At 60.7% G+C, this 19,936-nt stretch carries 21 protein-coding genes and 1 tRNA gene; 13 read left to right on the top strand and 9 right to left on the bottom strand.

Annotated features, from left to right (window positions below):
- Nucleotides 1–14 precede the first annotated feature (14 nt).
- A complete protein-coding gene (locus H7F36_RS10355; protein WP_187054584.1) occupies nt 15–731 on the bottom strand; it encodes a lytic transglycosylase domain-containing protein in 717 nt (238 codons plus the stop codon).
- A complete protein-coding gene (locus tag H7F36_RS10350; RefSeq protein ID WP_187054583.1) occupies nt 728–2,473 on the bottom strand; it encodes a proline--tRNA ligase in 1,746 nt (581 codons plus the stop codon). Before H7F36_RS10350 ends, H7F36_RS10355 begins: the two co-directional genes overlap by 4 nt.
- A 124-nt stretch (nt 2,474–2,597) precedes the next feature.
- Between H7F36_RS10350 and H7F36_RS10345 the strand changes: the two genes are divergently transcribed.
- Entirely contained in the window at nt 2,598–3,266 is a 669-nt protein-coding gene (locus H7F36_RS10345) for an RNA pyrophosphohydrolase (protein WP_187054901.1), read from the top strand.
- Nucleotides 3,267–3,399: 133 nt separating this feature from the next.
- The gene (locus H7F36_RS10340; protein WP_261802570.1) at nt 3,400–3,837 is read left to right on the top strand and encodes a CNP1-like family protein; all 438 of its coding nucleotides are present in this window, start codon (nt 3,400–3,402) and stop codon (nt 3,835–3,837) included.
- On the opposite strand, the gene proB is transcribed toward H7F36_RS10340, so the two are convergent.
- The 4 genes from proB to rplU all read right to left on the bottom strand — a co-directional run bounded on the left by proB (nt 3,838) and on the right by rplU (nt 6,748).
- Nucleotides 3,838–5,013 (bottom strand): glutamate 5-kinase, encoded by a 1,176-nt coding sequence (proB, locus tag H7F36_RS10335; protein ID WP_187054900.1) that lies wholly within the window; start codon nt 5,011–5,013, stop codon nt 3,838–3,840.
- A 5-nt stretch (nt 5,014–5,018) separates the two neighbouring features.
- Complete coding sequence (gene cgtA, locus H7F36_RS10330) at nt 5,019–6,086, bottom strand: Obg family GTPase CgtA (RefSeq protein ID WP_187054581.1); 1,068 nt, start codon at nt 6,084–6,086, stop codon at nt 5,019–5,021.
- A gap of 68 nt (nt 6,087–6,154) precedes the next feature.
- Complete coding sequence (gene rpmA / locus H7F36_RS10325) at nt 6,155–6,424, bottom strand: 50S ribosomal protein L27 (RefSeq protein ID WP_187054580.1); 270 nt, start codon at nt 6,422–6,424, stop codon at nt 6,155–6,157.
- Nucleotides 6,425–6,436: 12 nt separating this feature from the next.
- Nucleotides 6,437–6,748 (bottom strand): 50S ribosomal protein L21, encoded by a 312-nt coding sequence (gene rplU, locus H7F36_RS10320; protein ID WP_187054579.1) that lies wholly within the window; start codon nt 6,746–6,748, stop codon nt 6,437–6,439.
- Between the two features lie 186 nt (nt 6,749–6,934).
- Here rplU and H7F36_RS10315 point away from each other — a divergent pair, with 186 nt between their 5' ends.
- From H7F36_RS10315 to H7F36_RS10265, 11 genes are all read left to right on the top strand, one after another.
- Nucleotides 6,935–7,933 carry a polyprenyl synthetase family protein gene (locus H7F36_RS10315; RefSeq protein WP_187054578.1) on the top strand — a complete coding sequence of 333 codons (999 nt, stop codon included), beginning with the start codon at nt 6,935–6,937 and terminating at the stop codon, nt 7,931–7,933.
- A gap of 47 nt (nt 7,934–7,980) precedes the next feature.
- Nucleotides 7,981–8,057 (top strand) — tRNA-Pro (locus tag H7F36_RS10310).
- A gap of 119 nt (nt 8,058–8,176) precedes the next feature.
- Entirely contained in the window at nt 8,177–9,910 is a 1,734-nt protein-coding gene (gene pilB, locus H7F36_RS10305) for a type IV-A pilus assembly ATPase PilB (RefSeq protein WP_187054577.1), read from the top strand.
- A gap of 21 nt (nt 9,911–9,931) precedes the next feature.
- On the top strand, nt 9,932–11,152 hold the full coding sequence (locus tag H7F36_RS10300) for a type II secretion system F family protein (protein WP_187054576.1): 1,221 nt from the start codon (nt 9,932–9,934) through the stop codon (nt 11,150–11,152).
- A complete protein-coding gene (locus H7F36_RS10295; RefSeq protein ID WP_187054575.1) occupies nt 11,152–12,111 on the top strand; it encodes a prepilin peptidase in 960 nt (319 codons plus the stop codon). The genes H7F36_RS10300 and H7F36_RS10295 overlap by 1 nt, the downstream gene beginning before the upstream one ends.
- Nucleotides 12,112–12,129: 18 nt before the next feature.
- Nucleotides 12,130–12,732 carry a dephospho-CoA kinase gene (gene coaE, locus H7F36_RS10290; RefSeq protein WP_187054574.1) on the top strand — a complete coding sequence of 201 codons (603 nt, stop codon included), beginning with the start codon at nt 12,130–12,132 and terminating at the stop codon, nt 12,730–12,732.
- A gap of 80 nt (nt 12,733–12,812) precedes the next feature.
- A complete protein-coding gene (locus tag H7F36_RS10285) occupies nt 12,813–14,306 on the top strand; it encodes an MBOAT family O-acyltransferase (RefSeq protein WP_187054573.1) in 1,494 nt (497 codons plus the stop codon).
- A 2-nt stretch (nt 14,307–14,308) separates the two neighbouring features.
- Complete coding sequence (locus H7F36_RS10280) at nt 14,309–15,319, top strand: hypothetical protein (protein ID WP_187054572.1); 1,011 nt, start codon at nt 14,309–14,311, stop codon at nt 15,317–15,319.
- Nucleotides 15,316–16,326 carry a hypothetical protein gene (locus H7F36_RS10275; RefSeq protein WP_187054571.1) on the top strand — a complete coding sequence of 337 codons (1,011 nt, stop codon included), beginning with the start codon at nt 15,316–15,318 and terminating at the stop codon, nt 16,324–16,326. The genes H7F36_RS10280 and H7F36_RS10275 overlap by 4 nt, the downstream gene beginning before the upstream one ends.
- A gap of 30 nt (nt 16,327–16,356) precedes the next feature.
- Nucleotides 16,357–17,112, top strand: coding sequence for a cell division protein ZapD (gene zapD, locus H7F36_RS10270; protein ID WP_187054570.1), 756 nt, complete (start codon nt 16,357–16,359; stop codon nt 17,110–17,112).
- Between the two features lie 23 nt (nt 17,113–17,135).
- A complete protein-coding gene (locus H7F36_RS10265; protein ID WP_187054569.1) occupies nt 17,136–17,351 on the top strand; it encodes a DNA gyrase inhibitor YacG in 216 nt (71 codons plus the stop codon).
- 10 nt (nt 17,352–17,361) lie between these two features.
- Here the strand turns inward: H7F36_RS10265 and H7F36_RS10260 are convergent, their stop codons facing one another.
- From H7F36_RS10260 to argJ, 3 genes are read right to left on the bottom strand one after another with little or no spacing between them, the layout of a single operon-like run.
- The gene (locus H7F36_RS10260; protein WP_261802569.1) at nt 17,362–17,811 is read right to left on the bottom strand and encodes an NUDIX domain-containing protein; all 450 of its coding nucleotides are present in this window, start codon (nt 17,809–17,811) and stop codon (nt 17,362–17,364) included.
- Nucleotides 17,808–18,683 (bottom strand): ATP-binding protein, encoded by an 876-nt coding sequence (locus H7F36_RS10255; protein ID WP_187054568.1) that lies wholly within the window; start codon nt 18,681–18,683, stop codon nt 17,808–17,810. The genes H7F36_RS10260 and H7F36_RS10255 overlap by 4 nt, the downstream gene beginning before the upstream one ends.
- A gap of 13 nt (nt 18,684–18,696) precedes the next feature.
- On the bottom strand, nt 18,697–19,926 hold the full coding sequence (gene argJ, locus H7F36_RS10250; RefSeq protein ID WP_187054567.1) for a bifunctional glutamate N-acetyltransferase/amino-acid acetyltransferase ArgJ: 1,230 nt from the start codon (nt 19,924–19,926) through the stop codon (nt 18,697–18,699).
- Nucleotides 19,927–19,936 lie beyond the last annotated feature (10 nt).

Below are 19,936 nucleotides of genomic sequence, written 5' to 3'. Positions count from 1 at the left end.
GACGACTGGGACGACTATCCGCGCGGCGGCTCGACGGGCGGGATCTTGTCGGGTGTACGGTCGGCGAAGAGCCACGGGCGCTGATTGGCAAACACCGCATCCGGGTACGGCGAGCGACCACGGCTGCCGTTATAGCGGCCAAGCGTCATGAACAAATCGCCGTTCTCGCGCTGGAGGTAGTGACGCAGGATGACGCAGCCGAAGCGCAGGTTGGTCTGCATGTGGAACAGCTTGGCCGGATCGCTGTCGCCTATCACGCGAGTCCAGAACGGCATGACCTGCATGTAGCCGCGAGCGCCGGCACTCGACACTGCAAACTTGCGGAAGTTGCTCTCGACCTGGACCAGCCCGAGCACCAGGCTCACGTCGAGCCCGGACCGCTTGGATTCGTACCAAATCGTTTGCAAAAGCTCTTTGCGGGTCGGCCAGTCCGGCACTTTCTTCAACAGGCGTTCGCTCATGGCCCCTAGCCATCGAAGGTAGCGCAGGCGCGATTCGGTGTCGCTGAATTCCGGGATCGGCGGTGCCTTGTTATGAATGGCTGACGACAAGGCCGTTCGAACGGAGTCGATCAGCGGCTCTTCGATTTGTGCGCCGGCGTGGGCCGACTCGTGAATCGACATCGCCAAGGGTGCCAGCGACGCGCCGAGCACCAGACGCCGCCGCGACAAAGCCGCCGGGCCTGGAACAGTGCGCGCCGCCAACGGCGCTGGCAGCGCGCGGCCGCTCATCCCGCCAGTCGCGCTTTCAGGAACGCAGCGGCCTCGCCGGCTGGCACCTTCGTCGCCGCTGTGTCCCGGCGATGCTGATACTCGAACTGGCCTTCCTTGATGCCGCGGTCTGAGATGACGATACGGTGCGGTACACCTATCAGTTCCCAGTCCGCGAACATGGCGCCGGGGCGCTCACCGCGGTCGTCGATCAGCACGTCGACACCGGATGCCAGCAGCGTTTCGTAGAGCGACTCGGCTGTCGCTTTGACGTCGGCGCTGCGGTCCATGCCGATCGGGCACACCACGACGGTGAAGGGCGCGATCGCGTCGGGCCAGATGATGCCGCGCTCGTCGTGGTTCTGCTCGATGGCGGCGGCAGGCAGGCGCGTGATGCCGATGCCGTAGCAGCCCATTTCGAGAAATTGCGGCTTTCCGCCCTCGTCGAGAAACGTGGCGTTCATCGCCTTGCTGTATTTGGTGCCGAGCACGAAGACGTGCCCGACCTCGATGCCACGCTCGATCGCCAGCACGCCCTTGCCGTCCGGCGAAGGATCGCCAGCGACGACGTTGCGGATGTCCGCCACTACGTCGGGCTCAGGCAGGTCGCGGCCCCAGTTCACGCCGTTCATATGGAAGTCGACTTGGTTGGCGCCGGTGATCCAGTCGGCCATGACAGCCACTTCGCGATCGGCAACGATGGAGAGCGGTTTCTTGAGATTCAGCGGACCGAGGTAGCCGGGCTTGCAGCCGAAGTGATCGTCGATTTCGGAGATCGTGGCAAAGCGGAAGCCCTGGTCGAGCCCGGCGATTTTGCCGACCTTGATCTCGTTCATGTCGTGATCGCCGCGCAGCAGCAACAGCCAGACTTTCGCGCCTTTGATGTCGCCTGTAGCGTCGACGATGTCGGTGGCCAGAACCAGCGTCTTGACAGTGCTGGACAGCGGCACGCCCAACAGTTCCGCCACGTCGGCGCAGGTGCTCTTGCCGGGCGTCGGCGTCTTGGCGAGCGCATTGAAAGCGTCTGGCCGAGTGCCGGCTGGCGCCAGCGCCTCGGCCTTTTCCATGTTGGCGGCATAGTCGCTGTCAGCGCAATACACGATGGCGTCTTCGCCGGTGGCGGCGATGACCTGAAACTCTTCGCTCAGGTCGCCGCCGATGGCGCCGCTGTCGGCAGCGACAGCGCGATAGCGCAGTCCGAAGCGATCGAAGATGAGGCGGTAGGCATCGGACATGGCCTTGTAGCTGAGCTTGGCAGCGTCAAGGTCGCGATCGAAGCTGTACGCATCTTTCATCGTGAACTCGCGTCCGCGCATGAGGCCAAAGCGCGGGCGTCGTTCATCCCGGAACTTGGTCTGAATTTGATAGAAATTCTTAGGCAGCTGCTTGTAGCTGCGGATCTCCTGCCGCGCGATGTCGGTCACCACTTCTTCGCTGGTCGGCTGGACGACGTAGTCGCGGTCATGCCGGTCCTTGATGCGAAGCAACTCAGGGCCCATCTTCTCGAAACGGCCGCTCTCTTGCCAGAACTCTGCCGGCTGAACCACCGGCATCGCGAGCTCGACGGCGCCGGCCCGGTTCATCTCTTCACGCACGATCGCCTCGATTTTGCGGATCACGCGCAGGCCCATCGGCATGTACGTGTAGATGCCGATGCCGAGCTTTTTGATCATGCCGGCGCGCATCATCAGACGATGACTCGCGACCTCTGCATCTGCCGGAGCTTCTTTCAAGGTGGAGACAAAAAAACGGGATGCTTTCATCTTGCGCGCGCCAGGACGATCTAAAGGGAAGAAGAAGGCCGGTAAAGCCCTCAAAACCGGTCGCTTGCCGTGCGTAACACGGCGTGCATAATCGACTCAGTTCATAGAAATTTGGGGTTTGATTATGCTCGACCGGGACGGCTTCAGGCCCAACGTCGGCATCATCCTGCTCAACCAGAGAAACCAGGTTTTTTGGGGCAAGCGCATACGCACTCACTCCTGGCAGTTTCCGCAGGGTGGCATCGATCGAGGCGAGAGTCCGGAGCAAGCGATGTTCCGGGAACTGCATGAAGAAGTAGGGCTCCAGCCGGAGCATGTGCGAATCGTTGCCCGTACCCGCGACTGGTTGCGCTACGAGGTGCCGGATCGGTTTATTCGCCGGGACGCACGAGGTCACTACAAGGGCCAGAAACAGATCTGGTATTTACTGCAGCTCACCGGTCACGACTGGGATCTGAACCTGCGCGCGACCGATCATCCGGAATTCGACGCCTGGCGCTGGCACGACTACTGGGTGCCGCTTGACGTGGTGGTCGAATTCAAACGCGGCGTTTATGAAATGGCGCTCACCGAACTTTCACGCTACCTGCCTAGACAGGATTTTCGTAACCGTTTCCTGCGCAGCAATGTGCGCGCCCGAGAATTCGAGCGCCATCCTTCTGCTGCAGGCTATGAATCCAACTTCGAGCTTCCACCAGGGGCCAGCTTCGACCCTGACCCGAGTGCTCCTGCCAATGCCAACCTTGCGAACGATGTTCCCTACCCTCCCGATCCGCTTCACGCGCCGCGCTAAACGCGCTCTCACATTTGCTTGCTGGTGCACGCTTGTCTCGGTCGCTGGTGTGGGTTGCGCAAGCTCGGGGCGGGATACGAGCAATCCCGACTGGGCTCAAGCCGGCTCGCCACCACTGCCAACGCGCACCAGCATGGACGTCGAGTGGAAAGAGACTGAAGTTCCAGCGCCGCCCAAGTTCGATGCGAACAGGCTCCTGTCGATCGAAATGCCTTCGTATATGACTTCGAAGTTTGGCGTGGATCCGGCCACCATCGTGATCACCGGCGACGGCATCGTTCGCTATGTGGTCGTGGCTTCAAATTCAACTGGTGGCGGTATCAACGCGTTCTATGAAGGCGTGCGCTGTGCGAGCGACGAGACGAAGAGCTATGCGCGCTATGGGAGCGATGGCTGGCGTGCCGCAACCAACCCGGAGTGGAAGAGCTTTCGCGATTTGCGGTCCAGTTATGCGAAGGAACTGGCGAATCAGGGGTTGTGTAGAGGTCACGCGCCACGTGCCTCGGTCGCCGAGATCGTTCGCTATATAAAGCAGCCGATGCGCGAACCGGAAATCCCCGGCATGCAGTGATCAGCGTCCGCCGAACGATCCGTTGGATTGGCCGGTCGTCGTAGCCGAAGCCGACGGCATAAGCACCATGTTGTCCCGGTGGACCATTTCCGGCTCGGCGACGTAGCCGAGCAAGCGCTCGAATTCGGCAGAAGGCTTGCGGCAGAGCAACCGCGCCTCGCTGCTCGAATAGTTGGCAAGGCCACGCGCCAGCTCGACGCCGGCCTCGTCACGCACAGCGATCACATCGCCCCGCGAGAAGTCGCCCTCCACCGCGGTCATGCCGATCGGTAGCAAGCTCTTGCCTTCGCCTCGCACTTTGGCAGCAGCGCCGGCATCGACCCGCACCGCGCCACGCATCTGCAGGTGATCTGCCATCCAGCGCTTGCGGGCCTGGTGCTTCGCGGTTTGTGCGATCAGCAACGTGCCGATCGACTCACCGCGAGTAAGGCGCAGCAGGGCATCGGGCTCACGTCCCCACGCAATGACTGTGGAGGCACCCGAGCCGGCCGCACGCTTGGCTGCCAGAATCTTCGTGATCATGCCGCCTCGGCCCAAGCTCGAACCGGCGCCCCCCGCCATGGCCTCAAGTGATGCATCGCCCGCAGCTGCTTCGTGGACGAATTGAGCTTCAGCATCCTTCCGCGGATCGGCCGTGAAGAGTCCGCGTTGATCGGTGAGGATGACCAATGCATCGGCTTCGACGAGGTTGGCGACCAGCGCACCCAGCGTGTCGTTGTCGCCGAACTTGATCTCGTCGTTGACGACCGTGTCGTTTTCGTTGATGACCGGAACCACGCCGAGGCGCAGCAGCGTAACGAGTGTCGACCGGGCGTTGAGATAGCGTTCGCGATCGGCCAAATCAGCGTGCGTCAACAGCACTTGCGCGCTGCCGATGCCATTCTCGCGCAGCTTGGTTTCGTAGATCTGCGCCAAGCCCATTTGGCCCACGGCCGCGGCCGCTTGCAGCTCGTTGATCTCGTGCGGCCGCACCCGCCAGCCCAGCCGCTTCATGCCCTCGGCGATGGCGCCGCTCGACACCATGACCACTTCGCGCCCTTCGCGCACCAGCGTCGCGAGTTGCCGGCACCATTGACCAATCGCATGTTCGTCGAGGCCGCGCCCTTCGTTCGTTACAAGGCTCGAGCCGACTTTGACGACAATACGCCGCGCGTCGCGCAAGACGGTGGATGCCACCATCTTCAAGGCGCCGGTTCGGCGAAGCGCGGATCGACTTCGGCCGGGGGCTGTTCGGCAAGTTGCTGCGCTTTCACGTGACGGTAGACGGCCTGCACCAGCAGTTCGCAACCTTCCCGCGTGAGCGCAGATATCTCGAATACCGGACCTTTGAAGCGCAGCCGTTTTACGAGATCTTTGACGCGGGCGGCACGCTCTTCGTCGGGCACCATGTCCAGCTTGTTCAACACCAGCCAGCGAGGCTTCTCGTACAGCGCTGCGTCGTATTTCTTCAGCTCGCCGACGATCGCTCTCGCCTGAACAACCGGGTCGACACCTTCGTCGAAAGGAGCGATATCGATGACGTGCAGCAGCAACCGCGTGCGCTGGAGATGACGCAAAAACAAATGGCCGAGTCCGGCGCCTTCTGCCGCACCTTCGATCAGACCAGGCAGATCAGCAACCACGAAGCTCTGCTCGGGGCCTACGCGCACCACGCCGAGGTTCGGATGGAGCGTAGTGAACGGATAGTCTGCGATGCGCGGGCGCGCGTTTGAAATCGCAGTAATGAGTGTCGACTTGCCTGCGTTGGGCATGCCAAGCAACCCGACGTCAGCCAACACCTTGAGTTCGAGCTTGAGGCTGCGTTTGTCGCCTGGCCATCCGGGCGTTTTTTGACGAGGAGCTCGATTGATTGCGCTCTTGAAGCGCATGTTGCCGAAACCTCCGTCGCCACCTTTGGCAATGGTGATGACTTCGCCCGGTGCCAGCAGTTCGAACAAGACTTCGCCGGTTTCTGCATCGGTGATGATCGTGCCGACCGGCATCTTCAACGTGACGTCGTCACCTGCGGCGCCGAACATGTCGGAACCCATTCCATGCTGGCCGCGCTTGGCGTCATGCCGGCGCGAGAAACGAAAATCCACCAACGTATTGAGGTTGGAGTCGGCCACGGCGAAGACGTGACCGCCTCGACCACCGTCGCCGCCATTCGGACCACCAAATTCTTTGTACTTTTCATGCCGGAACGACACGCAGCCGTCGCCGCCATCGCCAGCAGCGATGTCGATAAAAGCTTCGTCGACGAACTTCATGGGATATCCAGTTTACAAATGAAGAAGCCCCGACAAGCGGGGCTCCTTGGAGCGGATCGAGCGATCGATCAGGCTTGGGTAGCCGCCGGCATCACGTTGACGGTGTGCTTATTCAGCGAACCCTTGATGGCGAACGAAACATGTCCGCTCACAAGAGCGAACAGCGTGTGGTCCTTGCCGATGCCGACATTCACGCCGGGGTGGAACCGGGTGCCACGTTGGCGCACGATGATCGCGCCTGCGCTGATCATTTCGCCGCCAAAGGCCTTGACGCCGAGCATCTTGGGCTTTGAATCGCGCCCGTTTCGCGTTGAGCCGCCGCCTTTTTTCTGTGCCATGGTGTCGGTTCCTTAGCCGGCGATCGCGCCGATTTGCAGTTCGGTGAACTGCTGGCGATGGCCTTGACGTTTCTGATAGTGCTTCCGACGGCGCATCTTGAAGATGTGCACTTTGTCGTGCTTGCCGTGCGACAGTACTGTGACTGTCACGGTTGCGCCGGACACCAGGGGCGTGCCAACTTTGATTTCACTGCCGTCTCCGACAGCCAAAACCTGGTCGATCACGATTTCCTGGCCTACGTCCGCAGCAATCTGTTCTACTTTAATTTTTTCGCCGGAAGCAACACGATACTGCTTGCCCCCGGTTTTTATGACCGCGTACATGAATGACCTCTTGAATAGGAAGCTCCACGGACGAATTCCGTAGAGCCCGAGATTATAGCACGGTTTGCGGTCGCTAACATGGTTTGATGCCTCGGCGAACGACACGAGCTCGCTGCTCCCTATAATTAGCGCCCCACGGCTTCGGCCCGTTTCGACGCCCATTTTTAGCGCTCCGGCGCCCTTGCTTTGCCAGTTCCCCCCGCTGACGCATCAGCCTCCTCCACAGCCGCCGTGCTCGGCTTGATTGCCAATGACATGCAGGCAGTCGACCGCGTGATTGCTGCGCGACTGGACACGGGCGTTCCTTTGGTCAGTCACGTTTCGCAGTACATCATCGCTGCCGGCGGAAAGCGCCTCCGCCCTGCGCTGCTGCTGCTGATGACCGGTGCGCTGGGCTACACCGGCGACCAGCGATATAACCTGGCTGCAGTGGTCGAGTTCATTCATACCGCAACGTTGCTGCACGACGACGTTGTCGACGAGTCGACCCTGCGACGCGGTCGCCCCACGGCCAACGAGTCTTTCGGCAACCCCGCCAGCGTTCTGGTCGGCGATTTTCTGTACTCGCGGGCATTCCAAATGATGCTGGATGCAAACAACATGCGCGTCATGCAAATCCTGGCAGAAGCGACGAACGTGATCGCTGAAGGCGAGGTTTTGCAGCTGATGAACATGCACGACGCATCGCTCAATGAGGTCGCTTATCTAAGGGTGATCCGCTCCAAGACGGCAAAGCTGTTTGAGGCCAGCACCCGGCTCGCCGCGGTTTTGGCTGGCGCTGGCGCAGACGTGGAAGAGTCATGCGCGACCTACGGTCAGGCACTCGGCACCGCATTTCAGGTGATCGACGATGTGCTCGACTATGCCGGAGACGCCAGCGAAACCGGCAAAAACCTGGGTGACGATCTACGCGAAGGCAAGACGACTTTGCCGTTGATTCTTGCGATGCAACGAGCGCAGCCGGACGAGAGCGCCCTGGTAAGAGCAGCGATCGAAGCAGGCGATACAAGCCAATTGCCGCTTATTGTCGAGATCGTGCGCCAGACCGGCGCACTCGACGCCACGCGAGCCGCGGCTGCGACTGAAGCGCAACGCGCTATCGACGCTCTCCGGGACTTTCCATCCAATTCGCACACGAACGGTTTGCTACAATTAGCGGCTCAGTTACTCGACCGGCGCGCTTAGGAATTCGCAAAGTGCGAGCCCCGAAGCGCCGCCGTGCTGCAACAAATCGGGGTGTAGCTTAGCCTGGTAGAGCGCTACGTTCGGGACGTAGAGGCCGGAGGTTCGAATCCTCTCACCCCGACCAGCCTTTGTGTGGCTGTAATGCCAAAAGCTGCGCGATACGGCACAGCGATTGCGGTTTACAGTATTAAGGCGATCAGCGATGATCGTGAAGCATTTTCTCACGCTTTTTACACTCGCTGCATGGCCGCTGCCGAACCTCTCGTCAAAGAAAACCTGCCAGTTGCGCTGCCCGGTCTAGCGCGCGCTCTGATCTCCGCCGGCAAATTGCCTGCCAAGACGGCTGAAGATATCTATCAAAAGTCGCAGTCGAGTCGCACCAGTTTCATTGCCGAATTGACCGGCACAGGCGCAGTGTCGGCCGCCGACCTTGCCCACACGCTCTCCAGCGCTTTCGGCGCTCCGCTGCTAGACCTCGATGCAATCGACCCACAGCGTCTGCCCAAAGACCTGCTCGATACCAAGCTATGTCAGGCTTACCGCATCGTCGTTCTCAGCAAGCGAAACAACCGACTCATCGTCGCTACCGCCGACCCGTCAGACCAGCAAGCCGCCGAGAAGATCAAGTTTGCGTCGCAAATGGGCGTCGACTGGGTCATCGCCGAGTACGACAAGCTTTCGCGCATGGTCGAGGCCAATGCGGTCAGCGCGGCAGAAACCATCGACAACATCGTTGGCGCCGAATTCGAGTTCGACGAAGTCACGGCCGACACATCGGGTGACGCCAATGAGCAGGCCGTCGCCGAAGTCGAAGACGCGCCCGTGGTGCGCTTCCTGCACAAGATGCTGCTGGACGCCTTTAGCATGCGCGCGTCGGACATTCACTTCGAGCCGTACGAACACAACTACCGCGTTCGATTTCGCGTAGACGGTGAATTGCGCGAGATTGCGAGCCCGCCGACAGTCATCAAAGACAAGCTGGCATCACGCATCAAGGTCATATCGCGGCTCGACATTTCTGAAAAGCGCGTGCCGCAAGACGGTCGCATGAAGCTCAAGATCGGCGCCGACCGTGTCATCGATTTCCGGGTCAGCACGCTGCCGACCTTGTTCGGCGAAAAGATCGTTATCCGGATTCTCGATCCGAGCAGCGCCCGGCTGGGCATCGACGCACTGGGTTACGACGCCGACGAGAAGGCGCGTTTGCTTCAGGCCATCGGTCGTCCTTACGGCATGGTTCTGGTGACCGGACCCACCGGCTCGGGAAAGACGGTGTCGCTCTACACCTGCCTGAATTTGCTTAACAAGCCGGGTGTGAATATCGCCACCGCGGAAGACCCGTCTGAGATCAACTTGCCGGGCGTCAATCAGGTAAACGTCAACGAAAAGGCCGGACTGACCTTTGCGACGGCCCTGCGCGCCTTCTTGCGGCAGGACCCCGACATCATCATGGTCGGCGAAATCCGGGATCTGGAGACTGCAGACATTTCCATCAAAGCGGCACAAACGGGCCACCTGGTGCTGTCGACCCTTCACACCAACGACGCGCCGACCACGTTGACCCGCATGCGCAATATGGGGATTGCGCCTTTCAACATCGCATCGAGCGTCATCCTGATCACGGCGCAACGGCTGGCTCGGCGCCTTTGCATCGTGTGCCGGACGCCGGCCGAAATTCCGCGCGAAGCATTGCTGGACGCCGGCTTTTCGGCGACGGACGCCGACAGCGGCTGGACGCCCTACCGCCCCGTGGGCTGTTCGGCATGCAACGGCGGCTACAAAGGCCGCGTCGGCATTTACCAGGTGATGCCGATCACCGAAGAAATTCAAAAAATCATCCTGCGCGACGGCAGTGCGCTGGACATCGCTCGGCAGTCCGAGGCGGAGGGCGTTCGTTCGCTGCGTCAATCCGGCCTTCGGAAAGTCATGCAGGGGCTGACATCACTCGAAGAAGTGGTCGCGTGCACCAACCAATAAACACTGCGAACCGGAGATCACATGGCCACCGCCGCATCGACACGCACTCTTAAAGAATTCGTCTTCGAATGGGAAGGCAAGGACCGCAATGGCAAGGCTGTCCGCGGCGAAGTGCGCGCGGCGGGCGAGAACCAAGTCCAGGCCGCGTTGCGCCGCCAGGGCGTGCTCGCATCGAAGATCAAGAAGCGCCGGATGCGCTCCGGCAAGTCGATCAAGCCTAAAGACATCGCCATCTTCACGCGCCAACTCGCGACCATGATGAAAGCAGGCGTGCCGCTTTTGCAGTCGTTCGACATCGTGGGCCGAGGCAACGCCAACCCCAGCGTTTCCAAACTGCTCAACGACGTGCGCAGCGACGTGGAAACAGGCACTTCGCTCTCCTCGGCGTTCCGCAAGTTCCCGAAGTATTTTGACAACCTCTACTGCAATCTGGTCGAGGCAGGTGAAGCGGCCGGTATTTTGGAGGAGTTGCTCGACCGCCTGGCCACTTACATGGAAAAGACCGAAGCGATCAAGTCGAAGATTAAATCGGCTTTGATGTATCCCGCATCGGTCGTTGTAGTGGCCTTCGTGGTGGTTGCGATCATCATGATTTTCGTGATCCCGGCGTTCAAGTCGGTTTTCAGTTCATTCGGGGCGGACCTGCCGGCTCCCACGTTGATCGTGATGGGGATCAGCGAATTTTTCGTGGCTTACTGGTGGTTGATCTTCGGCGTCATCGGCGGCGGTCTGTACTTTTTCATGCAGGCATGGAAGCGCAACGAACGCGTTCAAAAGGTGATGGACCGGGTGCTGCTGAAGTTGCCTATCTTCGGTGCGCTTATCGACAAATCCTGCGTGGCACGATGGACTCGCACGTTGTCGACGATGTTCGCAGCCGGCGTGCCTTTGGTCGAGGCGCTCGATTCCGTGGGGGGCGCTTCGGGCAACTCGGTGTACGCCGACGCCACCGTCAAGATTCAGCAAGAGGTTTCTACCGGCACCAGCCTGACGAGCGCAATGACCAACGCGAACCTGTTCCCATCGATGGTTTTGCAGATGACGGCCATCGGCGAAGAGTCGGGCTCCATCGATCACATGCTCGGCAAGGCGGCCGACTTCTACGAATCCGAAGTCGACGACATGGTCGCTGGCCTGTCGAGCCTGATGGAGCCCATCATCATCGTGTTTTTGGGCGTGCTCATCGGCGGCATCGTGGTGTCCATGTACCTGCCCATCTTCAAGCTCGGTCAAGTCGTCTGATGTTGGTGTCGCAGGGGATCGATGCCGGGTTCGCTGGCATGCTCGGACTTGTCATAGGCAGCTTTCTCAATGTCGTGATCTACCGGCTTCCGGTGATGATGTTGCGTGGCTGGCTCGACGAGTCCGTCGGCGGCCTGCTGCGCCCACCAGTCGGCCCTTCCCTTTGGACTCAAGTCTTCGGCACCAAGGTGCCGGTACCAGCCCGACTCGAGTCCAGTGCGGCCGAAGCTCGCGCAGCGCTCGACGCACTCCCCACGCTCGATCTGGCAAAGCCCGCATCGCGCTGCGGCGCTTGTGGTCACGCGATTCGCTGGTACGAAAACATCCCGGTGATGAGCTATCTGGCGCTCCGCGGGCGATGCTCGCAGTGCAAGACCTCGATCAGCGTTCGCTACCCGATCGTCGAAGTCGTGACCGGTGTGCTTTTTGCGTTGTGCGCCTACCGCTTCGGCATCACTTTCACTGGTGCGCTGTGGGCCACCTTCGCTGCTTTGCTGGTGTGTCAATTTTTGATCGACCTCGACACCCAATTGCTGCCGGATTCGCTCAACTATGTGCTGTTGTGGCTTGGTCTGTTGGGAGCGGCGCTGGGCTTGACTGGAACCTCGTTGCCAGCCGCCGTCTGGGGTGCCGCACTGGGCTACCTGAGCCTTTGGCTGGTCTACCACGCCTATCGCCTTGCAACTGGCAAGGAAGGCATGGGCTATGGCGACTTCAAGCTGCTGGCCGCGCTGGGTGCCTGGCTCGGCTCCGACTACCTCATCGCAATCATCCTGATGTCGTCGGTTGTCGGCGCCATTCTGGGAGTGATCCTGCTTTGGGCAGGCCGGATCGCGCACAAGGACATCCCAATCTCGTTCGGCCCGTTCCTTGCCGGGGCGGGGTTGCTATGCCTCGTGATCGGTCCGGTCGAAGTTCGCCAGCACTTCCCTTTCGTGTTTCCGTTCGGATCGACCTGAGACGCAACGGACCGACTGATGCAACGCCTCGGTCTCACCGGCGGAATCGGCAGCGGCAAGAGCACCGTGGCGGCCATGCTCGTCGCATGCGGCGCCGCGTTGGTAGACACCGATGCGATTTCGCGCGCCCTGACGCAGCCTTCCGGAGCGGCCATAGGGTCTATCAGAGAGGCATTTGGCGACGCCGTCATTGCAATGGACGGCTCACTCGACCGCGCGCAGATGCGATCGATCGTCTTCGAAAATCCAGCCAAAAAAACCAGGCTCGAAGCCATTCTTCACCCGATGATCGGCGCCGAATGCGATCGGCAGGCGACGATAGCCCAGGGCCCGTTGGTCGTGTTCGACGTACCTCTCCTGGTCGAATCGGGTCGCTGGCGTCAGAAGGTCGATCGCATACTGGTGGTCGACGCCACCGCTGAAGTCCAGGTGGCCCGCGTCATGGACCGCTCGAACTGGACTGAGGAAATGACATTGTCCGTACTCGTCTTGCAAGCCAGCAGAAGCTCGCGACTGAAAGCCGCGGATGCAGTCATCTTCAACGTCGGAAAGTCATTCGCACAGTTGGCCAACGAGGTGAAGGTACTGATGGGTCACTGGGCCGAGCGACCTACGCGATAATTCGCGGCCACGCTCGGCGCCGAGCCACCACGAACTTACAAGACCCCCAAAGAGTCTTAAGACGTCAGTCCGATCCCTCGATGCTTTTCAATTCGTACGCGTTCATCTTTTTCTTCTTTCCGTTGGTGTTGATCGGGTTTTTTCTGATCGGTCACCGGAACGCGCGGGCAGCCGCCGGCTTTCTCGCCCTGGCGTCGCTCTTCTTCTACGGCTGGTGGAGCGTCAAGGCGCTGCCGCTGCTGCTCGCCTCGATCTGCTTCAACTACTGGATCGCGCAGCGCCTGACGCCCGAGCCCGGCCGCGTCGACGCCATCCGCAAACGCACCTTGATCGTGGCGCTCACGATCAACCTGGGTGTGCTCGCCGTCTTCAAGTACGCGAACTTCTTCATGGAGAACGTCAATGCAGGTCTGACGGCGGGCGGCGCAACCCCGCTGCCGCTGCTGCACCTCGCGTTGCCCATCGGCATCTCGTTCTATACGTTCACGCAGATCGCTTTTTTGGTCGACTGCTGGCAGGGAAAGGTGAAGGAGCGGCGGTTCATTCCGTACGTCTTGTTCGTCACGTACTTTCCGCACCTGGTGGCCGGGCCGGTGCTGCATCACGCCCAAATGATGCCGCAGTTCGCCAACCCCTTGACCTACCGCGCGGACAGCAACAAGCTAGCGCTCGGCATTGCCATCTTCACCTTCGGGCTCGCCAAGAAGTTGCTGATTGCGGACCGTCTCGGCCAATACGCCGACATGGTGTTCAACGGCGTGCACACCGGCGTTCTGCCCTCGCTGTATACGTCTTGGCTGGGCGTGCTCGCCTACACACTGCAGATTTATTTCGACTTTTCCGGCTACTCCGACATGGCTGTCGGGCTGTCGCTTTGCTTGGGCGTACAGCTCCCGCTGAATTTCCGCTCGCCCTACAAATCGACCAACATCATCGAGTTCTGGCGGCGTTGGCATATCTCGTTGTCGACCTTTCTGCGGGACTACCTCTACATCCCGCTGGGCGGCAACCGCAAGGGCCCCGGTCGCCGCTACTTCAACCTCTTCATGACGATGCTGCTGGGCGGCCTCTGGCACGGTGCCGCATGGACATTCGTGATCTGGGGTGCGCTACACGGCGCATTCCTTGTCATCAACCACCTCTGGACCAGCAAAGTACGTCATGGCAAACCGTCCAGCGGTCGGCTTGCAAGCGTGCTGGGCTGGTTCCTGACCTTCGTTTGCGTCATGGTGGCTTGGGTCGTTTTCCGCGCCGAAAGCATGAATGCGGCGATCGAGATCTACAAGGGCATGCTGGGTATACACGGCGCACCGGTCAGCGCCTTTGCCGAGTTCGTCGTGCCCTTCCGCAAGCCTGAGTTCTTCCAGACGCTGTTGGTCGGCATGGTGATTTGCCTTGCATTGCCGCCGACCATCTCGCTCGATCGCTGGATTCCAGTTCCTGGCGCTGTCGCCCATCGTGCGGTGCTCGCGCGGATCGCGCCGGCACTGACCGCGCTGGGCACCGTCATTCTTCTGGGCCTCTGCGTGTCGCGGCTGGGCACTTACAGCCCTTTCCTGTATTTCCAGTTCTAGTCATGAAGCCGGGAGTTCTGTGGCTTCGCATTTACGGCGTCGGCTTTGTCGTCTGCTTTGCGTTGCTCTGGATCACCCTGCTCACCCCGATTGCCTACGGAGACTTGACACGCGTCGGGCGCATTTCCGAAACCGAGTTTGCGGCGCGTCGACCGGGTCCCAAGTTCGATAGTGCGTATTTGGTCGACTCCCCCGTCTCCGCAGCCGACGTGCTCGTCATCGGCGACAGTTTTTCGATCCGCTTTGCCTGGCAAGCAGCACTGGTCGAAGGTGGTTACCGCGTCGTCACGACGCACTGGGACAAGACTGGCCCGTTGTGCGCCAACTTTCCCGAGTGGCTGCGTCGCTCAGGGTTCAAGGGGCGCTACGTCATCATTGAAAGCATCGAACGCCTTCTTCCTGAACGTCTCGACGAAGCTGCGGCGTGCACAACCATGTCGCTGCCGTTTCAGGCCATTCCACGCGCCACCCAACTGGCTGCGGACACCGCCATGACGCTGCCGCAGCGCCTGAACTGGGACGCCGAGTGGGCAAGCGGCTGGCTGACCTACATTCATACGCGGGCCATCAAGACGAGTCGGGCCGATCTCGTATTCGACCACCCGAGATGGGGCGACTTGATCGTGTCGCGTCCTTTGCCAAACGGTTGCAAGGAATTCAGCAATCGCCTGTGTAATAAGGGAATCTTTCTGGTTGATGACGATCGCAATCCAATGCTGAGTCCAAGCTCTGCCGCTTTGATGGCTCGATTCGACGGGCTAGCCGGAATGCCCAAGATTATCTGGATGGTGATCCCGAACAAGACCACGGTGTACCTGAATCAAGACCACGCGTCTTCTTTTGTGCAGGCGCTTGGTGCGCTGCACCTGGGTCCCGATCTTTTTGCGCTTGCCGCCAACAGCCGGCACCATGTAATGGACCTCTACTCACCGAATGACACGCATCTTTCTCCTGCCGGCTATCAGTTGGTCGGCGCCCGTATGTTGCAAGCCGTAAAGGACTCTGAAAAATGATGCCGGCGCGTTTGTGGCTTCGCTACTTTGCCGCGGGCTTCGTGGTCATTGTCACGATGCTTCTGGTGACGCTCTTCACTCCGGCGCCTTATGGCGACCTCACGCGAATCGGCCGTCTTTCGGATGCAGAGTTCGGGTGGCAAGCCGCACCTCCGATCGTAACGAAGGCACACATCAAAGGCGTGCCTTTGGACCAAGCTGACGTGCTGGTGGTGGGTGACAGCTTTTCAATGACGCTGCGTTGGCAATCACGACTCGTCAAAGAGGGATACCAAGTAGCGACGATCTACTGGGGCCAGACCGGCCCGCTGTGCAAAGACTTCACACCTTGGATACGGCGCGCCGGATTCAAGGGCAAGCTCGTCGTGGTCGAGAGTGTCGAGCGCCTGCTGGGTGACCGGCTCAAGGGGGGCTCCACCTGTACGACCATGTCGAAGGAGCCCGTCGTCAAGACCGTTCCGTTTCTCGAACCACTCGAAGCCGTGCCCGGCTTTGCGCTGAACTGGAGCGCCAAGTTGACGACCGGACTCATCACGTACACCAACATGAGAAAAGTCCGCAAGCTCTCGGGCGATGCGCTCTTTGGAGACGAGACCTGGGTGCGCCCGGTTCCGGGCGGTTGCAGCTACTTCAGTCACAAGCTGTGCGAGAAGGCTCTCTTCTTTGTCGAGGACACAGACAATCCACCGCTCAAACCGGAGGCGGTCGAGCAAATGAAGATATTTACTCAAGCTCAATCCGATCTCAAGTTCGTCTGGATGGTGATTCCCGACAAGACGACGGTGTACGTCGACACGCAACATGCAGCCCCCTTCGTCGCGGCCTTCAAGACTGCAGACCTGGGTCCTGACCTTTTCAGTTTTGCCGCCGATGAGCGCGCCAGAGTCCGCGATTTCTATTTCCCAAATGACACGCACCTCTCGATGCATGGCCAATTGATCGTGGGCGACCGCATGCTGCAGGCTGTCCGCCAAGTCTTGGCGCCGCCCGCGCCGCGGGTGCCGTGAGACTATGATTCCCGACCAGCACGGAACAGCGTGATCCTCTACGAGTACCCCTTCAACGAGCGCATCCGGACCTACCTTCGGCTGGAGCATCTCTTTCGCCGCCTTGGCGAGTTGGTGCCCTCCGACTCCGCGCTGTTGCACCACTACGCACTCGTCACGATCTTCGAGATCATGGACGTGGCAGCGCGCGCCGACTTGAAGGCCGATGTGCTGCGCGATCTCGACAAGCACAAGAACGTTTTCAACAGTTATCGCGGCAATCCGCAAATCTCGGTGGCCGCGCTCGACCAGGTGGTTGCGCAGTTGGAACGCAACTTCGCCGCGCTCAATACCGTGCCTGGAAAGGCCGGACAGTCGCTCACGGAAAACGAATGGCTGATGAGTATCCGCAGCCGCGTCGGCATTCCCGGCGGAACGTGCCAGTTCGATTTGCCCGCGTACTTTGCGTGGCAAAACGGTACGGCCAAGATGCGTCGAACCGACATCGAGCGCTGGCTGACGACCCTCGCGCCATTGGCCGAATCGATTTACCTCTTGCTCAAGCTGCTGCGTGATGCCGATGTTCCTTACAAGGTGATCGCAGCCCACGGCCAGTTTCAGCAAACGTTGCCGCAAGGACGCAGCTTCCAGTTGCTGCGCCTCCGCATCGATCCGAAGCTCGGCTTGATTCCTGAGATCAGCGGCAACCGCTTGATGGTCTCGGTGAGATTGATGCGCCACGAGGACGACGACCGGTTGCACCAGAGCACCGATGACGCGCCGCTCGAGCTGACCCTGTGCGCTTGAGATAGGACGGGAGGAGAGAAGACGTGGCGACGAGCAAAGTGAACAAGGCCGGCGACCGGATCGTTCGCTGTCCCGCATGCGGCGGCGATAGCGTCTATGGGCCAGCCAATCCGAATCGGCCGTTCTGCAGCGCGCGCTGCAAGGGCATCGACCTGGGCGCCTGGGCAAGTGAAGAGTTCAGGATGCCGACCGATGCACCGCCCGATGATGATCCGTTCGGCGACCCGCGGCTTCAGTAGACGGGCAGGATCAGGGGCCGGGCACACCGCGCTCGGCAGCCAGCCAACCCAGCACTGGGACTGCGCCGGGTAACACTGGCGCGACGTCCAACGGCAGCTGCTGCCACCGCATCGCCTGGCCTTCGCGCATCTCTAGTTCACCGGTCCAAGCGGTGACCTTGCACCAGTGCAGCCGTACCAGCGCATGCGGGTAGTCGTGCTCGGTCACCTTCCACACCGAGGCGCTGTCGATCGTGATGCCGAGCTCTTCGTGCAGCTCGCGCCGCAATGCTTCCTCTATGCTTTCACCCGCCTCTACCTTGCCGCCCGGAAACTCCCAGTAACCGGCGTAAGGTTTGCCATCCGGGCGCGTCGACAGGAGCAAGGCATCGTCGCTTTTCCGGATAAGGATGCCGACAGCGACTTCGGTGTGAAGACGCGTCTCGGTGATCACGTCGCTCGCGTTGCGCACGTCGCTCACACCGCCCTCCGCCCCGCATAGTCGCGCGCGAACTGGTAAGCCACCCTCCCACTTCGGGAGCCACGCTCCAAGGCCCACACCAGCGCTTCAGGCTTGGCCGCATCGATGGCCGCGGCGTCGATATCGAAAGAAGACAACCACTGCGCCACGATCGTCAGGTACTCGTTTTGACTGAACGGATAGAAACTGACCCACAGGCCGAAGCGCTCCGATAACGAGATCTTCTCCTCGATCACCTCGCCAGGGTGTACTTCGCCTTCTTCTGTGTGGGTGTAGCTGAGGTTGTCCTTCATGTACTCCGGCAGCAAGTGACGCCGGTTGCTGGTCGCGTAGATCAACACGTTCGGCGTCGGCGCGGAGATGGATCCATCGAGAATCGACTTCAGCGCCTTGTAGCCGGGCTCGCCTTCGTCGAAGCTCAAGTCATCGCTGAAGACGATGAATTTCTCCGGCCGACCCGACACGACATCCACGATGTCCGGCAAGTCCACCAGCTCCGCCTTGTCCACCTCGATCAAGCGCAGGCCTTGCGGTGCATAAGCCTGCAAACATGCGCGGATGAGCGACGATTTACCGGTGCCGCGAGCGCCCGTCAGCAGCACGTTATTGGCAGGCTTTCCCTCGACGAACTGCCGCGTATTGCGCTCGATCTTTTCTTTCTGAACTTCGATTTCTTTCAGCGCATCGAGCGGCATGGTGGCGACGTGGCGAACCGGCTCCAGCGAACCATGGCCCGAGCTGCGACGGCGGTAGCGCCACGCGATCGACGCGTTCCAGTCGGTCGGTGCGACCAACGGTTGCGGAAGAATCGATTCGATGCGCGCGATGAGTTGCTCAGCGCGTACGAGCAGGTGTTCGAAGTTCTCGTTCATCGCGTGCGCCTGGTCAGGAGCGGTAGTCGGCGTTGATCGACACGTAGTCGTGGCTCAGGTCGCATGTCCACACGGTGTCGCTGGCATCGCCTCGACCCAGGCCGATGCGTACATTGATCTCGCTTTGCTTCATCACGCGCTGGCCATCTTCTTCTCGATAGTCAGGGGCGCGCCCTCCGTGCACGGCCACATGCACGTCGTCGAGATAGAGATCGATGCCGGTCTGGTCGAGATCGTCGATGCCCGCATAGCCCACAGCGGCCAGGATGCGACCGAGATTGGGGTCGCTGGCAAAGAAGGCGGTCTTGACGAGCGGCGAGTGTGCGACGGCGTACGCGACCTGGCGGCACTCCGCCGAGTTCTTGCCGCCTTCGACACGGATCGTGATGAACTTGGTCGCGCCCTCGCCGTCACGAACGATCGCCTGTGCGAGCTGGCGCGCCACGTTCTGCATCGCCGCCACCAAAACCTGACCGTCTGCCGAATCGAGCGATGTGATGCGCTGGTTGCCAGCCTTCTGCGTCGCGATGACAACGAACGAGTCGTTGGTCGAGGTATCACCGTCGATGGTGATGCGATTGAAGGACGCATCGGCCAATTGCTGCGCCAGCGGCTGAATCAACGACGCGTCGATCTTTGCGTCGGTCGCCATGAAGCCGAGCATGGTCGCCATGTTGGGCCGGATCATTCCTGCGCCCTTGCTGATCCCGGTGATCGTCACCGTGGCGCCGCCAATCAGCACACGTTCGCTGAAGGCTTTGGGCACGGTGTCGGTGGTCATGATGCCTTCGGCCGCACGCGCCCAATGCTCAGGGGCCGCATCGGCCAGGGCCGCCTGCAAGCCGGCTTCGATGCGATCGACGGGCAACGGCTCCATGATCACGCCCGTCGAAAACGGCAGAATCTGCTCTGGTGAAATGTTCAGATGCCGCGCCAGCGCAACACACACCGTCCGCGTGCGCGCCAGGCCATCTTCTCCAGTGCCGGCATTGGCGTTGCCCGTGTTGATGACCATGGCACGAATGCCATGGTCCGCCTTCAGATGATCGCGGCACACCTGCACCGGCGCGGCGCAAAAGCGGTTCTGGGTGAAAACACCGCCGACCGCCGCACCTTCGTCGATCAACACGACCGTCAGGTCTTTGCGATTGGCTTTGCGTACGCCCGCTTCGGTCACACCGATGCGAACGCCAGGCACCGCGAACAGGGCGGCAGGATCAGGGGCAGACAGATTGACGGGCATGGCGGTAGAT

The sequence above is a fragment of the Variovorax sp. PAMC28562 genome (assembly GCF_014303735.1).
Taxonomy (GTDB): Bacteria; Pseudomonadota; Gammaproteobacteria; order Burkholderiales; family Burkholderiaceae_C; genus Variovorax.
Note: the sequence above shows the minus strand (reverse complement) of the source record. Positions and strands in the feature narration are given on the sequence as shown.